This window comes from Microbacterium lacusdiani, assembly GCF_054779895.1.
The window spans coordinates 130,050-155,325 of the sequence record NZ_BAAGXJ010000029.1 but is presented as its reverse complement, the minus strand read 5'-3'; the positions used below and the strand labels follow the sequence as shown (position 1 = coordinate 155,325).

At 71.6% G+C, this 25,276-nt stretch carries 24 protein-coding genes and 3 pseudogenes; 9 read left to right on the top strand and 18 right to left on the bottom strand.

What is annotated here, in order from left to right; translation table 11 throughout:
• Nucleotides 1-4 precede the first annotated feature (4 nt).
• A complete protein-coding gene (locus ACYVGN_RS13115) occupies nt 5-328 on the bottom strand; it encodes a heavy-metal-associated domain-containing protein (RefSeq protein WP_067027614.1) in 324 nt (107 codons plus the stop codon).
• 25 nt (nt 329-353) lie between these two features.
• Nucleotides 354-635, bottom strand: coding sequence for a metal-sensitive transcriptional regulator (locus ACYVGN_RS13110; protein ID WP_406917399.1), 282 nt, complete (start codon nt 633-635; stop codon nt 354-356).
• Between the two features lie 113 nt (nt 636-748).
• On the opposite strand from ACYVGN_RS13110, the gene ACYVGN_RS13105 reads away from it, so the two are divergent.
• Nucleotides 749-1,153: a four-helix bundle copper-binding protein gene (locus ACYVGN_RS13105; protein ID WP_067027657.1), complete on the top strand. Its 405-nt coding sequence runs from the start codon at nt 749-751 to the stop codon at nt 1,151-1,153.
• Nucleotides 1,150-1,671 (top strand): DUF305 domain-containing protein, encoded by a 522-nt coding sequence (locus tag ACYVGN_RS13100; RefSeq protein ID WP_460791279.1) that lies wholly within the window; start codon nt 1,150-1,152, stop codon nt 1,669-1,671. Before ACYVGN_RS13105 ends, ACYVGN_RS13100 begins: the two co-directional genes overlap by 4 nt.
• Here the strand turns inward: ACYVGN_RS13100 and ACYVGN_RS13095 are convergent.
• Nucleotides 1,661-2,741, bottom strand: a pseudogene (locus ACYVGN_RS13095) (ATP-dependent DNA ligase). The gene ACYVGN_RS13100 and the pseudogene ACYVGN_RS13095 sit on opposite strands and share 11 nt — an antisense overlap.
• A gap of 362 nt (nt 2,742-3,103) precedes the next feature.
• Here ACYVGN_RS13095 and ACYVGN_RS13090 point away from each other — a divergent pair.
• Together ACYVGN_RS13090 and ACYVGN_RS13085 are read left to right on the top strand one after the other, a co-directional pair.
• Nucleotides 3,104-3,499: pseudogene (locus ACYVGN_RS13090) on the top strand (transposase family protein); the annotation flags it as partial.
• Between the two features lie 8 nt (nt 3,500-3,507).
• Nucleotides 3,508-4,467, top strand: a pseudogene (locus ACYVGN_RS13085) (ATP-dependent DNA ligase); the annotation flags it as partial.
• Between the two features lie 321 nt (nt 4,468-4,788).
• Here the strand turns inward: ACYVGN_RS13085 and rimK are convergent.
• Entirely contained in the window at nt 4,789-5,982 is a 1,194-nt protein-coding gene (rimK, locus tag ACYVGN_RS13080; protein ID WP_460791277.1) for a 30S ribosomal protein S6--L-glutamate ligase, read from the bottom strand.
• 34 nt (nt 5,983-6,016) lie between these two features.
• Here rimK and ACYVGN_RS13075 point away from each other — a divergent pair, with 34 nt between their 5' ends.
• Complete coding sequence (locus ACYVGN_RS13075) at nt 6,017-6,559, top strand: ATP-dependent zinc protease family protein (RefSeq protein WP_055992378.1); 543 nt, start codon at nt 6,017-6,019, stop codon at nt 6,557-6,559.
• Nucleotides 6,560-6,573: 14 nt separating this feature from the next.
• Here the strand turns inward: ACYVGN_RS13075 and ligD are convergent, their stop codons facing one another.
• Nucleotides 6,574-7,623, bottom strand: coding sequence for a non-homologous end-joining DNA ligase (gene ligD / locus ACYVGN_RS13070; RefSeq protein WP_460791275.1), 1,050 nt, complete (start codon nt 7,621-7,623; stop codon nt 6,574-6,576).
• Nucleotides 7,624-7,772: 149 nt separating this feature from the next.
• Nucleotides 7,773-9,056 carry an SseB family protein gene (locus ACYVGN_RS13065; RefSeq protein WP_460791273.1) on the bottom strand — a complete coding sequence of 428 codons (1,284 nt, stop codon included), beginning with the start codon at nt 9,054-9,056 and terminating at the stop codon, nt 7,773-7,775.
• Nucleotides 9,057-9,152: 96 nt separating this feature from the next.
• Here ACYVGN_RS13065 and ACYVGN_RS13060 point away from each other — a divergent pair, with 96 nt between their 5' ends.
• Nucleotides 9,153-9,797 carry a YigZ family protein gene (locus ACYVGN_RS13060; RefSeq protein ID WP_460791271.1) on the top strand — a complete coding sequence of 215 codons (645 nt, stop codon included), beginning with the start codon at nt 9,153-9,155 and terminating at the stop codon, nt 9,795-9,797.
• 42 nt (nt 9,798-9,839) lie between these two features.
• Here the strand turns inward: ACYVGN_RS13060 and ACYVGN_RS13055 are convergent, their stop codons facing one another.
• On the bottom strand, nt 9,840-12,257 hold the full coding sequence (locus tag ACYVGN_RS13055; RefSeq protein WP_460791269.1) for an ATP-dependent helicase: 2,418 nt from the start codon (nt 12,255-12,257) through the stop codon (nt 9,840-9,842).
• Nucleotides 12,258-12,706: 449 nt separating this feature from the next.
• On the opposite strand from ACYVGN_RS13055, the gene ACYVGN_RS13050 reads away from it, so the two are divergent.
• Nucleotides 12,707-12,907 (top strand): hypothetical protein, encoded by a 201-nt coding sequence (locus ACYVGN_RS13050; protein ID WP_460791268.1) that lies wholly within the window; start codon nt 12,707-12,709, stop codon nt 12,905-12,907.
• Nucleotides 12,908-12,915: 8 nt separating this feature from the next.
• Here ACYVGN_RS13050 and ACYVGN_RS13045 read toward each other — a convergent pair whose 3' ends face one another.
• Nucleotides 12,916-13,926, bottom strand: coding sequence for a glycerophosphodiester phosphodiesterase family protein (locus tag ACYVGN_RS13045; protein ID WP_055992360.1), 1,011 nt, complete (start codon nt 13,924-13,926; stop codon nt 12,916-12,918).
• Nucleotides 13,927-14,081: 155 nt separating this feature from the next.
• Between ACYVGN_RS13045 and ACYVGN_RS13040 the strand changes: the two genes are divergently transcribed.
• Nucleotides 14,082-14,960: a Bax inhibitor-1/YccA family protein gene (locus tag ACYVGN_RS13040; protein WP_460791266.1), complete on the top strand. Its 879-nt coding sequence runs from the start codon at nt 14,082-14,084 to the stop codon at nt 14,958-14,960.
• 119 nt (nt 14,961-15,079) lie between these two features.
• Here the strand turns inward: ACYVGN_RS13040 and ACYVGN_RS13035 are convergent, their stop codons facing one another.
• The 10 genes from ACYVGN_RS13035 to ACYVGN_RS12990 all read right to left on the bottom strand — a co-directional run bounded on the left by ACYVGN_RS13035 (nt 15,080) and on the right by ACYVGN_RS12990 (nt 24,160).
• Nucleotides 15,080-16,363: an alpha/beta fold hydrolase gene (locus tag ACYVGN_RS13035; RefSeq protein WP_460791264.1), complete on the bottom strand. Its 1,284-nt coding sequence runs from the start codon at nt 16,361-16,363 to the stop codon at nt 15,080-15,082.
• Between the two features lie 33 nt (nt 16,364-16,396).
• Complete coding sequence (locus ACYVGN_RS13030; protein ID WP_460791262.1) at nt 16,397-16,987, bottom strand: ClpP family protease; 591 nt, start codon at nt 16,985-16,987, stop codon at nt 16,397-16,399.
• Nucleotides 16,987-17,616 carry a ClpP family protease gene (locus ACYVGN_RS13025; RefSeq protein WP_460791261.1) on the bottom strand — a complete coding sequence of 210 codons (630 nt, stop codon included), beginning with the start codon at nt 17,614-17,616 and terminating at the stop codon, nt 16,987-16,989. Before ACYVGN_RS13025 ends, ACYVGN_RS13030 begins: the two co-directional genes overlap by 1 nt.
• Before the next feature lie 78 nt (nt 17,617-17,694).
• The gene (locus ACYVGN_RS13020; RefSeq protein WP_460791260.1) at nt 17,695-17,946 is read right to left on the bottom strand and encodes a helix-turn-helix domain-containing protein; all 252 of its coding nucleotides are present in this window, start codon (nt 17,944-17,946) and stop codon (nt 17,695-17,697) included.
• 172 nt (nt 17,947-18,118) lie between these two features.
• A complete protein-coding gene (locus ACYVGN_RS13015; protein ID WP_460791258.1) occupies nt 18,119-18,907 on the bottom strand; it encodes a hypothetical protein in 789 nt (262 codons plus the stop codon).
• Nucleotides 18,908-18,999: 92 nt separating this feature from the next.
• Nucleotides 19,000-19,677, bottom strand: coding sequence for a response regulator (locus ACYVGN_RS13010; RefSeq protein ID WP_055992339.1), 678 nt, complete (start codon nt 19,675-19,677; stop codon nt 19,000-19,002).
• Nucleotides 19,665-20,951 (bottom strand): sensor histidine kinase, encoded by a 1,287-nt coding sequence (locus ACYVGN_RS13005; RefSeq protein ID WP_460791256.1) that lies wholly within the window; start codon nt 20,949-20,951, stop codon nt 19,665-19,667. The genes ACYVGN_RS13010 and ACYVGN_RS13005 overlap by 13 nt, the downstream gene beginning before the upstream one ends.
• Before the next feature lie 74 nt (nt 20,952-21,025).
• On the bottom strand, nt 21,026-21,913 hold the full coding sequence (locus ACYVGN_RS13000; RefSeq protein WP_055992333.1) for a formate/nitrite transporter family protein: 888 nt from the start codon (nt 21,911-21,913) through the stop codon (nt 21,026-21,028).
• 124 nt (nt 21,914-22,037) lie between these two features.
• Nucleotides 22,038-22,796 carry a 3-hydroxybutyrate dehydrogenase gene (locus tag ACYVGN_RS12995; RefSeq protein WP_460791255.1) on the bottom strand — a complete coding sequence of 253 codons (759 nt, stop codon included), beginning with the start codon at nt 22,794-22,796 and terminating at the stop codon, nt 22,038-22,040.
• Nucleotides 22,793-24,160: an MFS transporter gene (locus ACYVGN_RS12990; protein ID WP_460791253.1), complete on the bottom strand. Its 1,368-nt coding sequence runs from the start codon at nt 24,158-24,160 to the stop codon at nt 22,793-22,795. Before ACYVGN_RS12990 ends, ACYVGN_RS12995 begins: the two co-directional genes overlap by 4 nt.
• 167 nt (nt 24,161-24,327) lie before the next feature.
• Between ACYVGN_RS12990 and ACYVGN_RS12985 the strand changes: the two genes are divergently transcribed.
• Complete coding sequence (locus tag ACYVGN_RS12985; RefSeq protein ID WP_460791251.1) at nt 24,328-25,245, top strand: LysR family transcriptional regulator; 918 nt, start codon at nt 24,328-24,330, stop codon at nt 25,243-25,245.
• The last annotated feature ends 31 nt before the right edge of the window (nt 25,246-25,276 follow it).

Genomic DNA, 25,276 nt, shown 5'->3' with positions numbered 1-25,276 from the left:
CGTGTCAGGCGTCGCTGACGGTGTAGCCGGCCTCAGCGACGGCGACGCGCAGCGCATCGGCGTCGACGGGAGCGGAGCTTCGGACCGTGACGGTCGAGGTGCCGCCCGCGGTGAGCGCGACCGACACGTCGTCCACGCCGGGAACCGCGGACAGCTCTTCGGTGACGCTGGCAATGCAGTGCGCGCACGTCATCCCCTCCACCAGCAGCGTGGCCGACAGTCCCGCTTCCACGGGCAGCTGTTGCGTCGTCGAGGCGCTCGGGGCGGCGCAGCAGGCGCATCCGACGCCGGCGTCCTTGAGACCCAGCTCGACTCGTTCGATCGTCATGATGATGTCCTTCCGGTGACGTGGTTCACGAGCGCACCAGGCGCGCGATGGCGGCGTTGGCTTCGCGGATCTTCTCCTCCGCGACCGGCCCGCCCTGCGCGGTCGCCTCGGCCACGCAGTGGCTGAGGTGGTCGCCGAGCAGCGACAGTGCCACCGCTTCGAGGGCCTTCGTCGCTGCGGAGACCTGCGTGAGGATGTCGATGCAGTAGTCGTCGTTCTCGACCATCCGCCCGATCCCCGCGACCTGTCCCTCCGCGCGGCGCAGCCTCTTCAGCAGCGCTTCCTTGTTGTCCGCGTACCCGTGCACGCGCCAATGATACATACCCCCACGGGGTATGCAACCCGGTGGGGGAATCTGTGCCGAGGCCCTACCGTGCCGAGGGTCGGGGAAGCGCCCCGATCGAGGAGAAGGAGGACGATATGACTGTTGCAGAGCAGATGCTGACCACTCACCCCCGGGCGGGCGCCGGCGCCGACACCGCGGCCTTGGTGCGCTGTATCGAGGCGTGCGTGGAGTGCGCCCAGGCGTGCACCGCGTGCGCAGATGCCTGCCTGAGCGAAGAGATGGTGGCTGACCTGACCGCGTGCATCCGCAAGAACCTCGACTGCGCCGACGTCTGCGCGACGACCGCCGCGGTCCTGTCGCGCCAGACCGGCTCGAACACCGACGTCCTGCGCGCCCAGCTCGAGGCATGCCGCGCGGCCTGTGCGTCGTGCGCGGCCGAGTGCGAGACGCACGCCCAGATGCACGAGCACTGCCGGGTGTGCGCCGAGGCCTGCCGCCGCTGCGAGCAGGCGTGCGCGGAGCTGTTGGGGGCACTGTGAGCCAGGCCGGGCACCACTCCGAGCACGAGGGCATGCCGCACTCGAAGCAGGGCGAGATGCAGCACGGGGGGATGGCGAGCTACGGCAAGCTCGCCATCTCCCTCGCACTCAGCTTCATCGTGATGTACCTGCTCACCTTCGCGATGATCAACGTCTTCGCCGACTTCCTGCCCAACATCAGCAACCTCTACATGGCGCTGATGATGGTGTTCCCGATGGGGATCATCATGATCGCCGTGATGTGGAAGATGTTCCCCAACAAGCCACTCAACATCGGACTGCTCGTCGGCTTCGCCGCGCTGTTCGTGGTGGCGTTCCTCATGGGCCGAGCAGAAGCATTCGTCGGGGATGACCAGTTCCTGCGGTCGATGATCCCGCACCACTCCCGCGCGATCCTCGTCTGCGAGCAGTCCAACATCACCGACTCCGAGATCGTCACGCTGTGTGAGCAGATCGTTCAGTCCCAGCAGGAGGAGATCGACCAGATGAAGGACATCCTCGAGCGGCTCAACGATTAGGGGTGGTGTTAAGCACCTCCGTGAGGCGAAAATCGACCGGCTTCTCGAGCTGCTCGTACGTGCATGTCGTCGGGTCTCGGTCCGGACGCCACCGCCGGAACCTGGCCGTGTGTCGGAACCGGTCTCCCTGCATGTGGTCGTACGCCACTTCGACGACCAGTTCGGGGCGAAGCGGGACGAAGGAGAGGTCTTTGCCCTGGCTCCACCGGCTTTGAGTGCCCGGCATCCGGTCTTCCGTCGCAGTTCCAGCAGCGCCGGGCTGCACCCACGGATGGTCGTCCGTGCCGGCCTCCAGGTGCTTCAGTTCCTCGATCAGCGCCGCCCGCCGCGCTGTCGTGAACGAAGCGGAGACGCCAACATGCTGGAGTCGCCCGCCGTCGTAAAGTCCGAGCAGGAGTGACCCGAGGAGCGGCTTGCTCGGTGTCGAGCTCTTGTGAAGCCTGTAACCGGCGACCACGCAGTCGGCTGTGCGCTCGTGCTTCACCTTGAACATCACTCGCTTATCCGGCTGGTACACGGCATCGAGCGGCTTGGCGACGACACCATCCAATCCAGCGCCCTCGAACCGGGTGAACCAGTCCTGCGCGCGGGAGAGCTCGGACGTCTTCGGAGTCAGGTGGATGGGAGCGTCGGCATCGACGAGCGCATCCTCGAGCCGCTGACGGCGCTCTCCAAAAGGAAGCGCCATGAGGTCGTCGTCCTCCTCGGCGAGGAGGTCGAACGCGATGAAGGATGCCGGCGATTGCGCAGCGAGAAGCTTGACGCGGCTGGCTGCAGGGTGAATGCGTTGCTGCAGCAGATCGAAGTCCAACCGCTCACCGCGGATGATGACGATCTCTCCGTCCAGCACGCACCGTTCGGGCGTCGTGGTTCTTCAGTGCCTCGACCAGCTCGGGGAAATAGCGGGTCATGGGCTTCTCGTTGCGGCTGCCAAGGATGATCTCGTCGCCGTCGCGGAAGACTATGGTCCTGAATCCATCCCATTTGGGCTCGACGTGCCCCAGATCGGGGATCGACGAGACCGCTTTAGCGAGCATCGGCGCTACGGGCGGCATCACTGGCAGGTCCATGGAAACATCCTGGCCGCATCTGCAGCTTTCGTCGCGATACTCAGCTGCCCGGAACCGCTTCGCTGGCGCGCTGCTTGGCAAGAGCCTCGTCTCGGCGTCGACGGATGTGCACCAAGCTCTCCTCGAGGGCGGCTACCTCGCCGAGCCAGACGTGCCGTCTGGCTTCCTCGAGACGTCCCTCGGCGTTGACCGCCATCTCTTCAAGGCGCGGGCTCTGTCGCGGGTCCACGTCCAGGAAGCGGCATTTCGCGGCTCTTCGCAGTTGAGGGTGTAGCCCGGGACCGCCGGCTGGTTCGCGGATAGGCGTCGAGGTCTTCCAGGATGGAAGTTCTCACGCTCACCATCCGCCGGAAGACCTCGACTTGCACCACCCTACGTTCGCGACCCCTGACCTGACCACGTTCTGCCGTCTTGACGAGCTCGGCCTTCAAGCCGTCGGGCAGCTGCTCGAGCCTGATCGGGCGGTGCTGGAGTGCCGCGTCGTCGAGGACGACCCGTGGTGTCGGAAGTGCGGCGCGGAGGGCGTGCCGCGTGACACGGTGACGCGGCCGCTGGCGCATGAGCCGTTCGGGCATCGGCCGACGACGCTGCTGGTCCGGGTGCGCCGCTACCGGTGCACGCACTGCCGCCGGACCTGGCGGCAGGACACGTCGAAGGCGGCGGCGCCGAGGGCGAAGATCTCCCGCGGCGGGATCGGGTGGGCACTCACGGCGATCGTGGTCGACCACCTCACCGTCTCCCGCGCCGCAGCAGGGCTCAGTCAACGTACCGCGTGCTGGTGTCGTGGGACGACGAGAGCGTCGAGCTCGGCTCGCGCGGCGCGAAGCCGCTGACCCCGTACTTCCCCGAGCTGGTCGAGGCGCTGTCGCGCATCCTGCCCGGCCCGTGCCTGATCGACGGCGAGATCGTGATCGCGGTCGGCCCGGAGGGGTCGCAGCGGCTGTCGTGGGACACGCTCTCGCAGCGCATCCACCCCGCCGCGTCGCGCATCGCGAAGCTGTCGACCGAGACCCCGGCGATGCTGATCGCGTTCGACCTGCTGTCGGTCGGCGACGAGTCGCTCATGGACCTGCCCTTCCGCGAGCGCCGCGCGCGCCTCGAGGAGCTGCTGCAGGATGCGCCGCATCCGGTGCACCTGACGCGCACGACCGAGGACCCGGAGCTCGCGCAGCGCTGGCTCGAGCAGTTCGAGGGCGCGGGCCTGGATGGGGTGGTCGCCAAGCCCGCCGACCAGCCGTACGCGCCGAACAAGCGCACCATGCTCAAGGTCAAGCACGCCCGCACGGCCGACGTCGTGGCGGTCGGGTACCGCGTCCACAAGAGCGGGCGCGGGGTCGGATCGCTGCTGGTCGGGCTGCACGACGCGTCGGGGACGCTGCACAACGTGGGCGGCGTCTCGGCGTTCAGCGACAAGCGCCGCCTGGAGCTGATCGACGAGCTCGAGCCGCTCGTGGAGCGCGGCGAGTCCGGCGAGATCCTGCGGCGCGAGGGCGAGCGCAGCCGCTTCTCGGCGAGCAAGGACGTCTCGTTCGTGCCGCTGCGCCCGGAGCGCGTGCTCGAGGTGCGCTACGACCAGCTCGAGGGCGATCCCTCGCGCTTCGCCCGCTTCCGCCACACGGTGCAGTTCGAGCGCTGGCGCCCCGACCGCGACCCCGCCTCCTGCCGCTTCGACCAGCTCGAGATCCCCGCGAAGTACGACCTCGCCGACGTGATCAGTTCTTTCTAGGGACGTCTCGCACGCTGCGGGGGTCGCTTCGCTCCACGCTCGCTTCGCTCGCACGACTCTCGATGCCCGAGGGCCCGGTCGTTGAGCGGAGCGAAGCGGAGTCGAAACGCGCTGATGCTCCCCAGCCGGCCGGGATGATCCGGCCACGTTTCGACTCCGGCGCTGGCGCGCCTCCGCTCAACGACCTCAGGGGAGCACCCGGTCGTTGAGCGGAGCGAAGCGGAGTCGAAACGCGCTGATGCTCCCCAGCCGGCCGGGATGATCCGGCCACGTTTCGACTCCGGCGCTGGCGCGCCTCCGCTCAACGACCGGGGGTCGGGCTCAGTCGTCGTGGGGCAGGGGGTGCTTCGGGAGCTTCTTGACGCGCGGGCGGCGCTTCGGGCGCTCGGGGATCATCGAGCGCATCTCCTCGAGCTTGCCCCAGCAGAGCAGCCGGTCCTCGGACTCCAGGATGTACGAGCCCTTCGGGTTCGGGATCACCTGCGGGCCGCGGTGCAGCGTGAGCACCGTGATGTCCCGCTCGCGCAGGCCGGAGTCGGCGAGCTTCTTGCCGACCAGGTCGGCGTCGCCGTGCACGACGAGCTCGGCCACGCCGTAGCCGGTGGAGACCGACAGGCGCTCGCGCACGTCGATCTGCGGGAACGCGACCTGGTTCGCGATGTAGTCGACGATCGCGCCGGCCACGTCGAGCTTCGTCGCGGTCTCGATGCCCTCGAGGCCCGGCGAGGAGTTGACCTCCATGACGAGCGGACCCTCGTCCGACTCGAGCATGTCCACACCGGCGACCTTGAGGCCCATGATCTGCGCGGCGCGCACCGCGGTGCGCTCGTACTCCTCGTCCAGCTCGACGCGCTCCACGGATCCGCCGCGGTGCACGTTCGAGCGGAACTCGTCGCCCTTGGCCGAGCGGCGCATGGCCGCCACGACGCGGTCGCCCACGACGAGCGCGCGGATGTCGCGGCCCTTGGACTCCTTGATGAACCGCTGGATCAGCACGTTCTGCCGCGCCGACTGCAGCGTCTCGACGATCGCCTCGGCCACCTTGATCTCGGGCGCGAGGATCACGCCGATCCCCTGCGTGCCCTCGAGCAGCTTGATCACGACGGGTGCGCCGCCGACGCGCTCGATCGCGGGGATCACGTCGGCGCGGTTGCGCACGAACGCGGTCGCGGGCATGGCGATGCCGTGCCGCGACATGATCTGGTTGGCGCGCAGCTTGTCGCGCGAGTTCGCGATGCCGTTGGCGGTGTTGGGCGTGTAGACGTCCATCTGCTCGAACTGCCGCACGACGGCCGTGCCGTAGTAGGTGATCGAGTTGCCGATGCGCGGGATGATCGCGTCGTACTCCGACAGACGGCGCCCCCGGTACTGCAGGTCCGGATCATCGCTGGACAGATCGATCGCGAACCGCAGGGTGTTCAGCACCTTGACCTCGTGGCCGCGATCGAGGGCCGCGGCCTTGAGGCGCTGGGTGCTGTAGGCGCGCGGAGCGCGCGACAAGATGGCGATCTTCACGTGGGGATCCTGTGGTTCCTGATTGGATGGGGGCGTGTCCACTCATCTTCCCCCGTCGGAGAGCGTGCCGACGCACGCCCTCGTGGGATGGCGCGAGTGGGTGGGTCTTCCCGGCGTCGGGATCGAGTGGCTCAAGGCCAAGGTCGACACCGGCGCGCAGACGTCGTCGCTGCACGCGTTCGGCATGAAGGAGTTCACGCGCGGCGGCGCCTCGTGGGTGCGCTTCGAGGTGCACCCGTGGCAGCGCAGCGCGGACGACGCCGTCAAGCTCGAGCTGCCCGTGCATGACCGGCGCCGCGTGCGCAGCTCGTCGGGCCACGCCGAGAAGCGGGTCGTCGTGCTGCTGGATGTGCGCCTGCACGACCAGGTCATCCCGACCGAGATCACGCTGACGCGCCGCGACGCCATGGGCTTCCGGATGCTCGTCGGCCGCGAGCTGCTCGCCAAGGGGTTCCTGGTCGACTCCGCCGCCTCGTACCTGGGCGGCAAGCCGCCGCGGGCCGTGCGCCGCGCGAACAAGCGGCCCCCGGGCGAGGAGCACCCGCACTGGCCGCACCGCCGCCGCAGCGACGGCTGACGCGGCACCGCCGGTCAGTCGCCGATCCGATTACCCTCGGCGTCCCAGTTCTCGGCGACCTTCTTGCTGGGCTGCACGCGCGGCGGCTCCCCCGGCATCTTGGGGAACTCGGGCGGGAACGGCATCTCACCGAGCCCGTTCTCGAGGTCGCGCTCCCACCACTGGAGCAGCGTGTCGATGCGGCCGGGACTGTCCTGGATGCCCGCCCACGGATCGCCCTGCGCCAGCCGCTCCGGGATGGTGCGCACCGTGAACCGCTTCGGGTCGACGTCGTCGACCTCGTCCCAGTGGAGCGGCGTCGAGACCGGGGCGTGCGGCAGCGCGCGGGGGCTGTAGGCGCCCGCCATCGTGCGGTCGCGGTTGGCCTGGTTGAAGTCGACGAACACGCGCTCGCCGCGCTCCTCCTTCCACCAGGCCGTGGTGACGCGATCCGGCATCCGGCGCTCCAGCTCGCGGCCCGCCGCGATCACGGCGTGACGCACGTCGAGGAACTCCCACTCCGGCACGATCGGGCAGAACACGTGGAGCCCGCGGTTGCCGCTGGTCTTGATCCACGCCTCGAGTCCCGCCTCGCGCAGCACCTCGCGCAGCGCGTGCGCGGCCGGGATGGCCTCCTTCACGCCCGTGCCGGGCTGCGGGTCGAGGTCGATGCGCAGCTCGACCGGGTTGTCGGTCACCGGCACGCGCGACGCCCAGGGGTGGAACACGACCGTGTTCATCTGCACGGCCCACACGATCGCGGCGGGCTCCGTGAGGACGATCTGCGGATGCCGCCGCCCGCTGTTGTAGGTGACGGTCTCGGCCTCGACGAACGACGGCGTGCCCTTGGGCGGGTTCTTGGAGAAGAACATCTCGCCCCCGACGTCGTCGGGGTAGCGCTCGAGCGACACGGGCCGATGGCCGTTGTGCGCGAGGAACGCCTCGCTCACCGTCACCGCGTAGTCGGCGAGCTCGCGCTTGGTGATGCCGAGCTCGGGCCACAGCACGCGGTTCGGGCTCGAGAGCCCCACCTCGCGGTCGCCGTCCGGTCCGGGGATGGTCAGCGTGATGCGTTCGGACGCCATGCCGTCACCCTACGCAGAGGAGCGCCCCGCGCGGTACGGGGTTGACCTCGGCCCCTGACAACACGTGCTGTGAGCGGCGACACGTCGTCCGCGCGCTCAGATCGCGTGTCCCCGGTGACGACACGTGTTGTGAGGCCGGGGGCGGTGGCTCAGTCGCCGTCGGCGTCGGATGCCGGGGCGTCGGGCGCGGACGCCGGCTCGGCCGTCTGCGCCGACTCCCCGGCCTGCTCGGCGCCGGCCTTGCGCTCCGCGTCGGCGCGATCGGCCTCGGCGGCGAGCGCGATGACGGGCGCGAGCTCCTCGCGCGTGAGCGTCATGAGCGGGCCCGCGGGGTCGATGATGATCCCGCCGACTGCCTCGTGGTCGCGCAGGATCTGCCCGATCTTCGCGACCGAGAGCGGCAGGGCGCGCTCCTCGCGGCCCTGCGCGGCGACCTCGAGCGGGTGCGAGTACACCTGCAGCAGCCGCGTGCCGTCGGCGAGGCGCGCCTCGGCGATCCCGAGCTTGCCCTCGTCCTGCGGTGCCTTGCCGATCGCGACCCACAGCGGCACGCCCTCGGAGAGCAGCGTCGCGATGCGGTGCGGGGTGTCGGCCTCGCGCGGCGCGGCGATCGCGGCCTTCAGGCGCATGGCCGGGTCGGCCTGCTCGAGCGCCCGCACGAGCACCTCGCGCGGCAGCACGGCTCGCGCCGGCGCCGAGTTGTTGTCGACGATGATGCCCGCGAAGTCCTGCTCGACCAGGTGCTTCAGGATGGCGCCGACCGGCTGGCCGACCGCCGACGTGGAGGCGTCGCCGTCGGCCCGCACCGCGTCGTGCAGCGCCTTGCCCGAGCTGAACACGAGCATGTAGGTGCGGTCGCCGTCGCGCGCGATGCCGAACGACAGGCGCCCGTCGCCCTGCTGCAGCTGCTCGCGCGCATTGCCCTGCACGCGCAGGAACAGGTGGCCGTGCATCATCTGCCGCACGACGCCGATCAGCTGCGCGCCCGTCGGGTTCGCGGGCAGCGCCGCGAGCGCGTCGCGCAGCAGCGCGTTGTCGCGCAGGCCGGGGACCGTCTCGAGCTTCTCGGGCGGCGCGGCCGGCGCCAGCGGCAGCTCGCGCGGCGCGGGGGCGGCCGGCTTGGCCGTGCCGGGCTTCAGGGTGTCGTTCGGGGTCGGGATGCTCGGGTCGCGGCGCGGCTGGTCGGCGGGCGGCGGCGCGACCTCGGGCCCGGCGGGCCCGCCCAGTCCGCGGAACGACGACATCGAGATGCCGACCTGCGGCGCCGCGTCCGCGGCGGGCGCCTCGGACGCCTCTGCCGCGGGTGCCTGCGCCTCGGCCGCGTCGCCCGGGGCCTCCGGAGCCGGGGCCTGCGATTCGACCGCGCTGTCCTCGGCGGAAGCCTCGGCGGCCGTCTGGTCGTCGCTCTTCTTCTTCCTGGAGAACAGTCCCATGCGCTCAGCCTACGTGCCGCCCGCGGCGGCCTCAGGGGGTTGCGCTCCCCGTGCCGATGCGCAACGTCGCGCGGCCGCGCTGGGTAGCGTGGCAGGATGCCCACCTTCCCGTCGACGATCGCGCGCCCCATCTCGCACGAGCTGGAGATCAGGAAGTCGCGGTTCCTGACGCACGCGGCGCCCGTGGCATCCGTCGCGGAGGCCGAGGCCGTGATCGCGGATATCCGGAAGCGGCACTGGGATGCCAGCCACAACTGCACGGCGATGATCACCGGGCTGCGCGGCGAGCAGGCGCGGTCGAACGACGACGGCGAGCCCTCGGGCACGGCGGGCGTGCCGATGCTCGAGGTGCTGCGGCAGCGGCGGCTGACCGACCTCGTCGTGGTGGTGACCCGGTACTTCGGCGGCATCAAGCTCGGCGCGGGCGGGCTCGTGCGCGCGTACTCGTCCGCGGTGTCCGAGTGCCTGGACGCCGCTCAGCTCGTCGAGCGCCGCGAGCTCACCGAGGCGCTGCTCACGGTGGATCACGCCGACGCCGGCCGCCTGGACAACCTGCTGCGCGACTGGGCGGCCGGCCACGGCGGCACCCTGGGCGACACCGACTACGCGGGGCAGGCGACCCTGCGCGTCTGGCTCCCGGCCGACGCGCTGCCCGACCTGGCCGATGCGGCCGCCGCGTGGACGGCCGGCGCCCTCACGCCCGAGCGAGGGGCGACCCGGATCGTCGACGTCCCCGCGTAGCGCGCGCATCGACGCCGCTTCGCGGCATTGATCCGCACCGCGTCAAAGCTTGGTGATCGGGGCGATCTTGATCAGGAGCTTCTTGGCGCCCGCCGAGTCGAAGCGGACGTGGGCGATGCGCTTGGCGCCCTCGCCCGTGACGGCGTCGACGCGACCCTCGCCGAAGTCGTCGTGCCGGATGCGGTCGCCCGGCGCGAGCTCGAGGTCGCCGTTGTCGCGCACCTTGTTGGTGACCATGCCGGGGAACTTGTCCATCGCGGTCGACTTCGGCTTGAGGCCCGAGCCCGGCCCGAGAGGCTTGACGCCCCAGCGGTCCGACCCGCCGGGCCGCCGCGCGTTCAGCGCGCGCGACTGCGTGCCGCCGCGCGAGTTGACGTCGCCGGGCGACTGGCGCCAGTCGATCAGGTCGACCGGGATCTCCTGCAGGAACCGGCTGGGCATCGCGACCGACACCTCGCCGAACTGCGCGCGCGTCATGGCGAGCGACAGGTACAGGCGCTTGCGGGCGCGCGTGATGCCGACGTAGAACAGCCGACGCTCCTCCTGCGGGCCGCCCGGCTCGTTCGCCGAGATGCGGTGCGGGATGAGGTCCTCCTCGACGCCCGTGAGGAACACGGTGTCGAACTCGAGGCCCTTCGCGGTGTGCAGCGTCATGAGCGACACCGATCCCGACTCGTCGTCGAGGTCGTCGCTGTCGGCGACCAGCGCGACCTCGGTGAGGAAGTCGAGCACGGTGCCCTCGGGGTTGTTCCGCGCGAACTCGCGCGTCACGGCGACGAGCTCGTCGAGGTTCTCGACGCGGGCCTCGTCCTGCGGGTCGCGGCTCGCGCGCAGCGCATCCAGATACCCGGTCTTGTTCAGCAGCACCTGCAGGCCCTCGGCGACCGAGATCGGCTCGGGCTGCTCGCCCGACGAGGGCAGCAGGATCTCCTGCGCCTCGACCAGCACGTTGTGCAGCTGCGCGATCGCGCCCTGGATCTTCGGCCCGAACCCGAGGTCTGCGTAGTGCCCGAGCGCGTCGCGGAACGTGATGCCGTGCCGCTCCGCGAACGACGAGATGGTCTCGACCGTCACGTCTCCGATGCCGCGCCGCGGCTTGTTGATGATGCGGCGCAGCGCCATCTCGTCGGCCGGGTTGGCGACCGCCACGAGGTACGCGAGCGCGTCCTTGATCTCCTGGCGCTCGTAGAACTTCGTGCCGCCCATGATCTTGTACGGCACGGCCGAGCGGATGAAGATCTCCTCCAGTGCCCGGGACTGCGAGTTGGTGCGGTAGAACACCGCCATCTGGCCGTAGTCGACGCCCTTGCGGCGCAGCGCCTCGATCTCGTCGGCCACGAACTGCGCCTCGTCGTGCTGCGAGTAGCCGGTGAAGCCGACGACCTTCTCGCCGTCGCCCTGGTCGCTCCAGAGGCGCTTTTCCTTGCGGTCGAAGTTGTTCCGGATGACCGAGTTCGCCGCCGTCAGGATGTTCTGCGTCGAGCGGTAGTTCTGCTCGAGCAGCACGACCTTGGCGCCCGGGAAGTCGCGCTCGAACTCGCTGATGTTGCGGATGTCCGCCCCGCGGAACGCGTAGATCGACTGATCCGAGTCGCCGACCACCGTGAGCGAGGCGCCCTCGGCCTCGTCCATGAGCGCGAGCATGCCGCCGCCGACATCCGTCTGCGACGAGACGGGCCGCGTCAGCTCGTGGATGAGCGCGTACTGCGCGTGGTTGGTGTCCTGGTACTCGTCGACCAGGATGTGCCGGAACCGCTTGCGGTAGACGTCGGCCACCTGCGGGAACGCGCGGAACAGGTACACGGTCTGCGCGATCAGGTCGTCGAAGTCGAACGCGTTCGCCCGCTGCAGCTGCCGCTGGTAGTCCGCGAACAGCTCCACGAACATCCGCTCGACGGGGTCGCTCATGTTCGCGTCGCGCGCGTACGACTCGGCGTCGGCCAGCTCGTTCTTGAGCTTGGAGATCTTCGACTGCACCGCGGCCGGCGTGAGGCCGAGCGCGTCGGCCTCGTGCTCCTTGACGAGCCGCTTGATGAGCGCGCGGGAGTCGCCCGAGTCGTAGATCGTGAACGCCTTGGTGAAGCCGAACTGGTCCGCCTCGCGGCGCAGGATGCGCACGCAGGCCGAGTGGAACGTCGAGATCCACATGCCGCGCGCGCTGTCGCCGACCAGCTGCTCGACGCGCTCGCGCATCTCGCCGGCGGCCTTGTTGGTGAACGTGATCGCGAGGATCTGGCTCGGCCACGCCTCGCGGCTGCGCAGCAGCGACGCGATGCGGTGGGTCAGCACGCGGGTCTTGCCGGATCCGGCGCCCGCCACGATCAGGAGGGCGGGGCCGCGGTACTCGACCGCCTCGCGCTGCTGCGGGTTGAGGCCGTCGAGCAGCTCGTCGGCGCTGGATCGGGGGCCCTGGGGACCGGATCCGCCGCTGACGATGATGGGGGTGGGGGCGTCGGTCATGGCCCTTCGAGTCTAGGCGGCGCGGCCGACACCGAGCTGGGCCCGCCCACAGTGCGCGACCCGTTACGCAAGCGATACCGGCGCATGCGAAGCACGGCGCTCCCCCGGTGCAATACCTGTTGAACGGCCCCGCCGGGGCCCCGCACCGCAAGGGAACGCCATGAACCGCACACGCGCCGGTCTCGCGACCGCGTTCGCCCTCGTCCTGCTGCTGCCGGCGTGCGCGACGCCCGTCGGCGCCGGAGCCGCGCCATCCGGATCGCCGTCCGCGACCCCGGAGCCGACCGCCACGGAGCCGACCCCGGAGCCGACCCCGGACGCGCCCGCGGCCGAACCGACGTCCGCGCCCCGCGCAGACGATCGGCCTCCAGCTCACCGAGGGACGGGACGCCCCGGCCTCCGGCCCGCGGACCGCGGACGGCATCCGGCTCGGCACGGCGAACGCCGAGGTGGCGGCGATCCGCGGCCCGTACACCCACCCCTCGTTCGGCGGGGGCGGCGGCGTCACCTGGGAGCGGCGCGACGCGGACGGCGCGTCGCTCGCGATCAGCTGGGCCTTCGCCTCGGGCGACGAGGTGCCCGACGGCCGGATCGACCTCTTCCTGACGCACCGGCAGCCGGAGGGCGGCTTCCCGCCCTGCATCGACTGAGCCGGCGCCTACTCGCGGAAGAAGGCCATCCCGAGGTCCGGGTGATCCACGAACACGCCGTCGACGCCGGAGCGGCGGATGACGTCCCACTCGGCCTCGTAGTCGCCGTACGCCGCCTTGCCGCCCTTCGTGCGGAACTCCGGGGTGAGGAACGCGTTCTCCGGGCGGGCGGTCCACGTGTACACCTGCAGGCCGCGCTCGTGCGCGTCGGCGACCACCGGCGAAGGGCCCGTCGCGCGGCCCAGGCGATCCGGGGCGAGGATCATCCGCTTATCGACGCTGATGCCGTCGACCCTGCCGACCAGCTGGTCCAGGCCCCGCGGCCGCGCGGTCGCCGCGTACGTGGGGGCCGCGTCGCCGCGCGCCGCGATCAGGTCGAACGGCCTGCCCTTCGCCTCGAGCAGGTAGATGTAGGTCGCCGGCACGCCGCGCTCCCGCAGCCGATGCAGCACGGTCGACTCGAACGCCTCGATCGTGAGCGGCAGCTCGCCGGTCGCCCATCCCGTGGCGCGCAGGTCGGCCTCGATCAGCGGCACCAGGTCGAGGCCGACGGAGGAGAAGTACGTCGCGTGCTTGATCTCCAGCACCACGCCGATCTCGCGCCCCTGCGCGAGCGACGTCTCCCGCACGAGATCCAGCACGTCGGTCAGCCGCAGGACGGGCTGCGCGTCGTCGAACGTCGCGCTGCGCGGACGGATCTGCGGGATCCGCTCGCGCGTCGTCAGGGTCGACAGCTCCTCCCACGTGAAGTCCTCCGTGAACCAGCCCGTGAGCTTCACGCCGTCGACCGTCTTGGTGGTGCGGCGGTCGGCGAACTCCGGGCGGTCGGCCACGTTCGTGGTGCCCGAGATCTCGTTCTCGTGCCGGACGACCAGGACGCCGTCGCGCGTCGCGACGATGTCGGGCTCGACCGCGTCCACCCCGAGCTCGAGGGCGAGGTCGTACGACGAGCGCGAGTGCTCCGGGCGGTACCCGGGGGCGCCGCGGTGGCCGATCACGAGCGGACGGGGACGAGGCATGAGCCCAGCGTATTCACGGACCCGAGGCCCTCCCTGAGCGCCCGGCTCCCGTTCGCCGGGGGCGTAGAGATCACAGCCCAGCCATAGCGTGTCGTGGGTACTGTGGAACCACAGCCTTCACACCGCTGTCCCGCAACCATTTGGAGCTGACCATCATGGCCAAGTTCGGATTCACGGACCCCGCGTTCCACACTGACACGCGCCCGCCGCAGGCGCCGTCGTACGCCGCGCAGACCTACCCCGGCGGCCCTCTCGCGGGCCAGACCGGACTCGTGCCGCCGCCCGCCGAGCGCCTCGAGGGCATGTACGCGGCCCCGGCCGCGAGCTCGGTCGACACCGGCCGCATGACGGTCGAGGACACCATCCACAAGACGCTCGCGTCGTTCGGCGTCCTGCTCGTCACGGGCGTCGTCGGCTGGTTCGCGACCGCCTTCAACCCCGGCATGGGCATGGGCCTCGCGCTCGTCGGCCTGCTCGGCGGCCTCGCGCTCGGCCTCGTCAACGCGTTCAAGCGCATGCCCGGCGCCGCGCTGGTGCTCGGCTACGCCGCGTTCGAGGGCCTCTTCATCGGCGCCTTCTCCATGATCATGGAGTACGTCTACCCCGGCATCGTGCTGCAGGCCACGCTGGCGACCGTCGCGGTGGTCGGCGTCACGCTCGCGCTGTTCGCCAACGGCAAGGTGCGCACGTCGCCCCGCATGACCAAGATCTTCATGGTCGCGATGCTCGGCTACCTCGCCTTCAGCCTGCTGAACCTGGGCTTCATGGTCTTCGGCGGCCCGTTCAGCGACCTCGCCTGGGGCATGCGCTCGGCCGAGATCATGGGCATCCCGCTCGGCGTCATCATCGGCGTGCTCGCCGTGCTGATGGGCGCCTACTCGCTCGTCATGGACTTCGAGTTCGTGCAGACCGGCGCCCGCAACGGCGCGCCGCGCAAGCTCGGCTGGAAGGCCTCGTTCGGCATCGTCTCGACCGTCGTCTGGATCTACGTCGAGATCCTGCGCATCCTCGCGATCCTGCGCGGCAACGACTGACGCACCGCTTCACGAAGAAGGGCCGTCCCGGATGGGGCGGCCCTTCCTCGTGCCGCGGGGGCGCGCCCAGGGCGTGGGACCGTGGGTGCCCTCGCGGCCGCCGCGCGGGTGCTGAGGCGCTACTGCAGCGGCCCACCCTCGGCGATCACGCGGTCGATGAGCGTGCGGACGACGCGGGTGTCCTGGCGCAGGCCGTCGTGCTCGTACTCGTTCGTGACCCAGAGGTAGGTGTTCGGCATCGCGTCGGCGGTGTCCTTCGCGTAGCCGAAGTCGACGTACATGTCGTCGTAGTACATGGCCGCCGCGAGCGGCACCTCGTTTCGGCGCAGCCGGTCCGGGTCGTAGAGGCGCGGATGGTCCTCCCGCTCGGCGAGCGCGTGAGCGGCGTCGCGGAACGGCCGCAGCGACGCGATCTCGTCGTACTGCCACGGGAAGAACATCTCCCCCGTGAACGGCACGGGCGCGCCGGCCGCCTCGAATCCGCCGAGCTCGGCGCGCACGCGGTCGGCGGCCCACGCCGTGGCGCCCGGACCGTCGGCGTAGATCTCCTCCTGCAGCAGTGCGTACAGCGGTGCGCCCCAGTACTGGGTGTGCGCGTCGACCTCGGCGAGGAAGCTCTCGCTCAGCCGCCCCCGCACGCTGAACGCCTCGTCGAGCATCCAGTGCACGCGGTCATAGCCGGGCTGCATCCCGAACTCGATGCCCAGCGTCTGCAGGCGCCGCGCCGTGAGCCGGTCGCCGCTGGGCAGGCGCACGTCCGAGCCCTCGACGACGTCGACGATGCGCGCGACCGTTTCGGCGTCCTGCGGATAGCGCCGGTAGAACTCGGCGGTCTTGGCCGCCACGCGGGGCAGCGTGCGCCGGTAGACGTCGGTCGCGTCGGGCTCGAACGAGGTCAGGCCGCCCGTGACGTACGCGGCCGACAGCGCCTCCGGGTGCAGCGACAGGTACGTGAGCGTGAGGAACCCGCCGTAGCTCTGCCCGAGCGTCTCCCAGCGCACGCCGCCGTAGATCTCGCGGCGGATGTGCTCGAGGTCGCCGACGATCTGCTCGGCGCGGAACTTCATGAGGAGCTCCGCGCCCTCCTCCGGCGTCAGCCCCGCGACCGACGAGGTCTCGATCCGCGTGGAGCGGCCCGTGCCGCGCTGGTCGAGCAGCAGCACGCGGTGCGTGTGCAGCACCTCGTCGATCCAGTCGCCGCCGGGCATGGGCCGGGGCCCCTTGCCGCCCGGGCCGCCCTGCAGGAACACCAGCACGGGCGCGTCCGCGCGCTCGACGTCCGCCACCTCCCGCGCGAAGACCTCGATGGTCCGGCTGTCGTCCGGAGCGGACCAGTCGAGCGGCACGGTCACGGTGTGGTCCCGGATGATCCGGTCGCGCATCCGATAGGAGGTGGTCGTCATGCGACCATCCTGCCCCGCCGCCGCCGGGTGACGTCACTCGCGGCGCGCCAGCACCCGGTCGACGAGCCCGTACTCCACCGCCGCCGCGGCCGTGAACACGCGGTCCCGGTCGGTGTCGTGCCGCAGCTGCTCGCGCGTGCGTCCCGTGTGCGCGGCGAGGATCTCCTCCATGTCGCCCCGCACGCGCACGAGCTCGTCGGCGTGCAGGATCAGGTCCGGGATGGCTCCCCGGCTCTGCGCGCCGGGCTGGTGCAGCACGACGCGCGCGTGCGGCAGGATCGCCCGGCGCCCCGCGGCCCCGGCGGCCAGCAGCACGGCGCCCGCGCCGACCGCCTGGCCGACGCACGTCGTCGCGACGTCCGGCCGGATGTACCGCATCGTGTCGTGGATCGCGAGCATGGCCGAGGGATCGCCGCCCTCGCAGTTGAGATAGAGCTGGATCTCGCGGTCGGGGGCGTCGGCCTCCAGGTGGAGCAGCTGCGCGATGAGCGCGTTCGCGACGCCGGCGTCGATCGCCGTGCCGAGGTACACCACGCCCTCCGACAGCAGGTGCGAGTACACGTCGAGGATGCGCTCGCCGCGCGGGTCCCGCGCGATCACGTTGGGGATGGGGCAGGTGGACATCACGCGGCCTCCGTCCGCACGTCGGCGCCGATCCCGATGCGGGACCGCGGGCGCGGCATGATCTCGTCGAAGCGCTCCACGATCGCGTCGATGAACCCGTACTCCAGGGCCTCGCCGGCCGTGTACCAGTGGTCGTGGAGCGAGTCCTCGAACACGCGCTCGAGCGGCTGGCCCGTGTCCGCGGCCGTGATCCCGAGCACCGTGTCGCGCATGTGCCGCAGGTCCTCGGCCTGGAGCTCCACGTCGACCGCGGTGCCGCCGATGCCGGCCGAGCCCTGGTGCAGCAGGATGCGCGCGTGCGGCAGCGCGCGGCGCTTTCCCGGAGTGCCGGCGGTGAGCAGGAACTGGCCCGCGCTGGCCGCCATGCCGATCGCGAGGGTCGACACGTCGCACGGCACCAGCCGCATGATGTCGCGGATCGCGAGCATCGACGCGACCGATCCTCCGGGCGAGTGGATCCAGAGCGCGATGTCGGAGACCGGATCCTCCGCGGCGAGCGCGAGCAGCTGCGTCGCCAGCAGGGTGCCGTTGTCGTCGTCGAGCGGCCCGTCGAGCATCAGCACGCGGCGGTGCGCGAGCTCGCGGCGGGCCTCGGGGGTGAACTGCGGGATCTTCGGTTCGTCAGCCATGCGCCCAGCGTGCGCCGCGGCGGGCCGCCGCGGGGCCGGATCCGCCGTGGGCCGATCCGCCGTGGGCAGAGGCGCCGCTCAGGCGGCGAGCGCCAGCGCCCCGGCCGACAGCGCGACGCCGTGGATCGCGCGATCCGGGGCTGCGGCGCGCAGGTCCTCGGCGATGCCGGCCGTCAGGTCGAGCAGCGTGCCGCCCAGCGCCCCCAGCACGGCCGCGACCATCTCGCTCGAGGGCTCCTTGCGGCCCCGCTCGATCTCGGAGAGGTACTGCACCGAGATGCCCGCCCGGCGCGCGACCTCGGCGAGGGTCTCACCCCGCTCGCGTCGCATGCGCCGCAGCCGGTCGCCGCCAGGTGGCGCCACAGCGGATCCGGCTCCGCGGGCGCGACGGTCGGGGACTTCCGCAGGGGCAGCAGCTCGGCCATGGCCTCACGGTAGGCGCGGGCGCGGACGCGCGCATCCCGTTCCGCCGACAGCAGAACGGGATGCGCGCGGTGCGGCGTCAGTCGCCCTCGGTGAGCTGCACGCGGCCGGCGGAGACCTCGACCGTGACCTCGTGCGGCGCGGAGGCGGCGACGTCCAGGCCGTTGTCGAACGAGCCGGCCGACACGTCCGAGCGCACGTCGTACTCGTCGTCGGGCAGCTCGAGCTCGAGGGATCCGGCGCTGACGTCGATCGCGACCGCGTCCGGTGCGTCGCCCGTCAGGTCGCCGAACAGGCGCCCGGCCGACACCGTGAAGGTGGCCTCGGTCACGCCCTCCAGGTCGATCTGGGTCTGCCCCGCGCTCACGTCGGCGTGCAGCGTCTCGGCCGAGCCGGTCACATGCATCGCGCCGCCGCCGAGCTCGAGCGCCAGCCGGCCGAACTCGCCGTCGGCCCGCAGCTCGCCGGCCGACAGCGCGAGGTCGGCGTCGAGCCCGCTGTCGCGCAGGCTCTCGGGCAGCGTCAGCACGGCGGTCTCGCCGTCGTCGCCCCAGCCACCCCACGTCCAGTCGGGGCCCCAGCCGAACATCCGGTCCGGGCTGCGCAGCACGAGCCGGTCGCCGTCGCGCTCGAGCCGCCAGTCGCCGCGCCGCGCGTCGGTGACCTCGAGAACGGCCTCGTCGACGTCGCCGAACTCGATCGTCACGAGCGAGGCGGCCGCCTCGACGTCGAGCGATCTGACGCCGCTCGCGTCGGCGGTCCACGTGCCGCTCTGGCGCAGGGCGTCGCGGACCGTTCCCACCACGGCGCCGGTCACGGTGCCGAGCAGGATGAGCGCGCCCAGGACGATCGCGAGGATGGATACCACGCGGCCGGCGCCGCCGGGGCTCGTCCCGGACGGGGGCGGAGGCGTGGGGGCCGCGGGGGCCGCTGGGGCCGCGGGAGGGGTGAGCATGTCGTTCATCGTGCCGATCCTGTCTGCGGCGATCCGCCGCTCCGTTCGATGTGGGCCAGCGCCGCGAGCACGCGACGATTGCCGGATTCGTCGGGCTCGAGGCCCAGCTTCTGGAAGATCGAGGTGATGTGCTTCTCGATGCTCCCCTCGGAGAGGAAGAGCAGCGACGCGATGGCCTGGTTGGACTTGCCCTCGGCGATCAGGGCGAGCACCTGGCGCTCGCGCTCCGTGAGGTGCGCCATCCGGTCGTCCTGCCGCCGCCGCGTGAGCAGCTGCGCGACCACCTCGGGGTCGAGCACCGTGGCGCCCTGGCCGATGCGATCGACCGACTCGAGGAACTCGGACACGTCGGCCACGCGGTCCTTGAGCAGGTAGCCGAGCGCGCCTCCCGGGCTCGTGATGAGCTCGCTGGCGTAGCGCTCCTCGACGTACTGCGACAGCACGAGCACGGGAAGGTGCGGGCGGCGGGAGCGCAGCTCGAGCGCGGCGCGGATGCCCTCGTCGGTGAACGTCGGCGGGAGCCGCACGTCGAGGATGCACAGCTCGGGGTCGTACTCGTCGACCGCCTCGGTGAGGCCGGCGGTGTCGGCGAGCGAGGCGACGACCGTGTGGCCGCCGTCCTCGAGCAGGCGCACGAGGCCCTCGCGCAGCAGGACGGAGTCCTCGCAGATCAGGATGCGCACGAGACGCTCACCTCCAGAGCCGTCGGCCCGCCCTGCGGGCTGTCGAGGCGGAACGTGCCGCCGGCGGCGAGCACGCGGTTCGAGATGCCGTCGAGGCCGCCGCCGGGCAGGATGCGGGCGCCGCCCAGGCCGTCGTCCTCGACGCGGGCCCACAGCGTGCCGTCCTCGCGTCGGCGCACCGTGACGCGGCATCCGCCGGCGCGCGAGTGCTTGGCCGCGTTCGTGAGCGACTCGGCGATCGCGAAGTACACGGCCGCCTCGGCGTCGCGGCTGCAGCGCCCGTCGATGCGCACGTCGAGGTGCACGGGGATGTGCGAGCGGCCGGCGAGCGCGGACAGCGCCGCGTCGAGCCCCCGGTCATCGAGCACGGATGCGTGGATGCCGCGCGCCAGCTGCCGCAGCTCGGTGATGGCGGCCTTCGTGGAGGTGTGCGCCTCCTCGATGAGCGCGCGGGCGGCGTCCGGGTCGCTGGCGATCTTCTGCTGGGCCAGGCCCAGGGTCATCCCGACCGAGACGAGCCGGGGCTGCACGCCGTCGTGGAGATCGCGCTCGATGCGCGTGCGCTCCACCTCGGAGGCGCGCATGGCGCCGGCGCGCTGCGCGTCGGACACCCGGGCCTGCTCGGCCAGCTGCGCCTCGCGGGCCGGGACGATGATGACCCGCGCCAGCACGCCGTGCAGGAGAGCCAGCCCGACGACGGCCGCCGCGGCGGCGAGGAAGCCGAGGATGCCGACGAGCGGCGCCCACGCGGTGGGGATGTCGAGGTCGAGCAGGTCGAACACCGCGAGTCTCGCGACGCCCTCGGTCGCGTAGAGCGGCGAGAAGGCGAGCGCGACGCTCGATGCGAGCAGCGCCGCCACGGGGAGGAGCAGCATGCCGAGGATGGTGGCGACGGCCGCATTCGCGAGCGCGCGCCACATGGCCGGGTCGGTGAACTGCGCCCACACCATCCGCAGGAACCCGCCGAAGCCGGGGCGCGGCGCCCGCCGTACGCGCAGCGGGGGCAGGCCGGCCGCGTAGAGCCCGTCGATGCGGGCGGTCTCGAGGGCGGCGACGACGAACAGGCCGTAGACGAAGGCGAGGAGGAAGACGAGGCCGATGCCGAGCACGGGCAGCAGGCCCAGCCCGAGGCCGAACAGCGTGGCGAGGATCGTGGCGGCGATCGGACCGACGACGCCGAGCGCCGCGAGGTGGGCCGCGGCCCCGGCGAGCCGCGCCGGCGACGCGTGCGCGGGCAGCCGGCGGGCGGGAGCGGAGGTGGGCTGTGAGGTCATGCCTCCAAGCTAGGCCGGAGGCGTTCGCCGCACCGCCGAGGGAGCCCCCGCTCCCGTTCGGGTTATCCCGAAAGTCAGTCGCGCGCCTGGTCGGCCATGTGGGCCGGGACGCGGGTCGGCGACGCGGCGAAGCTCTTGCCGTTCGGGCGGGTGAGCACGACGCGCTTGGGCGCGGTGCGGCCGTGCGTGGCGAAGATCATCAGCCCCACGAAGCTCAGGCCCCCGACCAGGTTGCCCAGCACGGTCGGGATCTCGTTCCAGATCAGGTAGTCCATCAGCGTGAACTCGGCGCCCATCAGCAGGCCTACGGGGAACAGGAACATGTTCACGATCGAGTGCTCGAAGCCCATGTAGAAGAACAGCATGATGGGCAGCCACATCGCGAGGACCTTGCCCGTCACGGTGGTCGAGATCATCGCCGCGACCACGCCCATCGAGACCATCCAGTTGCAGAGCATCGCGCGGACGAACAGGGTCAGCATGCCGCCGAAGCCGTGCTCCGCGTAGCCGACGGTGCGGCCGTGGCCGATCTCGCCGATCGCCTGCCCGACGGCGCTCGGCTCGGTCGTGAAGCCGTACGTGAAGTAGATCGCCATCAGCACCGCGACCGTGAAGGCGCCGCCGAAGTTGCCGAGGAACACGAGGCCCCAGTTGCGCCCGATGCCGCCGAGCGTGACGCCGGGGCGACGGTCGAACAGCGCGAGCGGAGCCAGCGTGAACACGCCCGTGAGCAGGTCGTAGCCGAGCAGGTACAGCAGCACGAACCCGACCGGGAACAGCAGCGCGCCGATCAGCGGCTGCCCCGTGTTCGTCGACACGGTCACCGCGAACGCGGCCGCGATGGTCAGCGTCGCGCCGCCCATGAAGGCGCGGATCAGGGTGTCGCGCGTCGACATCAGGACCTTGGACTCGCCGGCGTCGATCATCTGCGTGATCAGTTCGGCGGGCTTCACGTACGACATGGCGGGACTCCTCGGGGGCTGGGTCGTCCCCCCCAGGATCGCCCACGGTCGTTACGCCCACGCGCGCCCGCACGTTACAGGCAGCGACAGATTCCCTCACCCGCCGCGGCGGCGGGGTGTGAGATCACTTGGCGCTCCAGCCCCCGTCCATGGTCCAGGAGCCGCCCGAGACCATCGCGCCGTCCGGTCCCGTCAGCCAGCCGACGAGGGACGCGACCTCGTGCGGCTCGACCAGGCGCTTGACGGCCTGCTCGGCCAGCAGCACGCGCTCCAGCACCTCGTCCTCGCCGATGCCGTGGACGGCGGCCTGATCCGCGATCTGCTTCTCGACGAGCGGCGTGCGCACGTAGCCGGGGTTGACGCACACGCTCGTGACGCCGTGCGGACCGCCCTCGAGCGCGGCGACCTTGCTGAGCCCCTCGAGGCCGTGCTTGGCCGACACGTACGCGCTCTTGTACGGCGAGGCGACCAGCCCGTGCACCGACGAGATGTTCACGATCCGCCCCCAGCCCCGCGCGTACATCCCCGGCAGCGCCGCCCGCATCAGCAGGAACGGCGCGACCAGCATGATCGCGTGCAGGCGCCGGAACGCGTGCGGCTCGAACTCCTCGAGGGGCCGGACGTGCTGGATGCCCGCGTTGTTGACCAGGACGTCCACGTCGAGCGACAGGTCGTCGAGCGCCGTCGTGTCCGACAGGTCCACGGCCCAGGCGGTGCCGCCGATCCGCTCCGCGACGCGCTCGGCGGCGTCGGCGGCGACGTCCGCGACCGTGACGTGCGCGCCGCGGGCCGCGAGCTCGGCGGCGACGGCCTCGCCGATGCCGGAGGCGCCGCCCGTGACGAGCGCCTTCCGGCCGGCGAGCGTCGCCGCGGGATCCGTCACGCCGGCACCCGCTCGCGCCGCGCCGCATCGGCGGCGTCGAGCTCGGTCAGGGAGGCCCCCTTCGTCTCGCGCAGCATCAGCACCGCGACGGCCGTGACGGCGCCCGCGACCAGCAGGTACACCGCTGTCGGCACCCACGACCCCGTGTCCCGCAGCCACGTGGTCGCGAGGATCGGCGCGAGCGAGCCCGCGAAGATCGACGTCACCTGGTACGAGATCGACACCCCGGAGTACCGGGTGCGGGTCGGGAACATCTCGGCCATGATCGCGGGCTGGCCGGCGTACATCATGGCGTGGAACGCGAGGCCCACGATGATCGCGCCGAGGATGAGCGGCGTGCTCATGGTGCCCAGCAGCGGGAATGCCCAGAAGCCCCACGTGCCGCCGAGGATGGCACCGGCGAGGTACACCGGCTTGCGGCCGAGCGCGTCGATCGCCCGCCCCGCGGCGAGGATCACGACGAAGTGGCTGACGTGCGCGATCGCGATCAGGCCCAGCACCGACGTGGTGTCCATCCCGAGCCCCTCCTTCAGGTACACGATCGAGAAGGCCACGACCAGGTAGTACATGATGTTCTCCGCGAACCGCAGGCCCATCCCGATCAGCACCTGGCGCGGGTAGCGGCGCAGCACCTCGACGACGCCGTAGCCGGCTGACTTCTCGGCGGACTGCTCGCTGCGCGCGGCCTCGAACAGGGGCGACTCGGACACGGTCGTGCGGATCCAGTACCCGACGAGCACGACGAGGGCCGAGAGCCAGAACGCGACGCGCCAGCCCCAGCCGAGGAACGCCTCCTCGCTGAGCAGGCCCGACATCACGCCCATCACGAGCGTGGCGAGCAGATTGCCGACCGGCACGGCGGCCTGCGGCCAGGCCGTCCAGGTCGCGCGCCGGTCGTCCGGGGCGTGCTCGCCGACCAGCAGCACCGCGCCGCCCCACTCGCCGCCGAGCGCCAGGCCCTGCACGAAGCGCAGCAGCACGAGCGCGATCGGGGCGGCGACGCCGATCTGCTGGTACGTGGGCAGGCATCCCATCAGCACCGTGGCGACGCCGATCAGCATGATGGTCAGCTGCAGGGTGTGCTTCCGGCCCAGGCGGTCGCCGATGTGGCCGAACACGATGCCGCCGAGCGGACGGGCCGCGAAGCCGACCGCGTACGTCACGAAGGCGGCGATGATGCCGTCGTAGACGTTGCCCATCTGCGGCAGCAGCACCTTCGAGAAGACCAGCGCCGACGCGGTCGAGTACAGGAAGAAGTCGTACCACTCGACCACGGTGCCCGCCATCGAGGCGGCCACCACCCTGCGCAGCAGGGAATGGTCGCGGGCGGGTGCGGATGTGGACGGCGCGCTGTCGGCAGCCATGGGATCCTCCTGGGTCGTCTTCATCGACGTCGCGCCGGCCGCTCTGCCGGTGCGCGGGTCACGGGTCGCGTGACGTCACGATCCTCGCGATCCCCGCATGTGCACACAATGGTCAACTCGGCACACGCGGTGAACGATTCTGCACATCCGCGGGTACCGTGGCCTCCATGCCCGCACCGTCGCCCGCGCCCTCCCCCGAGCACCTGCTCGTGCTGCTCGAGGTCGCTCGCTCCGGCCGGTACACGACCGCGGCGCAGGCGCTGGGCCTCACCCACACCACGGTGGCCCGCAACATCGCGGCGCTCGACCACGCCCTGGGCGGGCGCGTACTGGTGCGCGGCGCCGACGGCTGGGAGCTCACACGGCTGGGCGAGCGCGCGGTGCGCGCCGGCGAGACGATCGCCGCGGCCATGTCCGCGCTGGGCGGCGACGAGAGCGAGCAGGACATGGTGACGGGCGTCGTGCGGATGTCGACGACCGACGGCTTCGCCGCCTACATCGCGTCCCCGGCGATCGCCCGGCTGCGGGAGAGGCATCCGGATCTCTCGGTCGAGATCGTCACGGTCACGCGCCTGGCCGCGCAGCACCGCTCCGGCGTCGACATCGAGGTGGTCGTCGGCACCCCGCAGGTCAGCCGCGCCCGCGCGGTGAAGCTCGGCGAGTACGCGCTCGGGCTGTACGCGTCGCGCGACTACGTGGCGCGCCACGGCGCGCCCGCGTCGGTCGAGGAGGCGCTCGGGCACCGCCTGGTCTACTTCGTCGACTCGATGCTGCAGGTCGACGCGCTCGACGCGCCCCGCCGGCTGCTGCCCGGGATCCGCGACGCGCTGACCTCGACCAACGTGTTCGTGCACCTCGAGGCCACCCGCGCGGGTGCGGGGATCGGCTTCCTGCCCTGCTTCATGGCGTCGCGGCACCCGGATCTCGTGCGGCTGCTGCCGGATGAGGTGCACGACCGCCTCCCCTACTTCGCCGTGGTGCATCTCGAGAGCTGGCGGCGGCCCGCCGTCGCGGCCGTGATGGAGGCCATCGTGGCGGAGTCCGCCGCCCAGCGCGAGGTCCTCCTGGGCGAGCGCGCCCCCTGAGCCGCGGGCGCCCCTCCCCCGGCCCCTCACA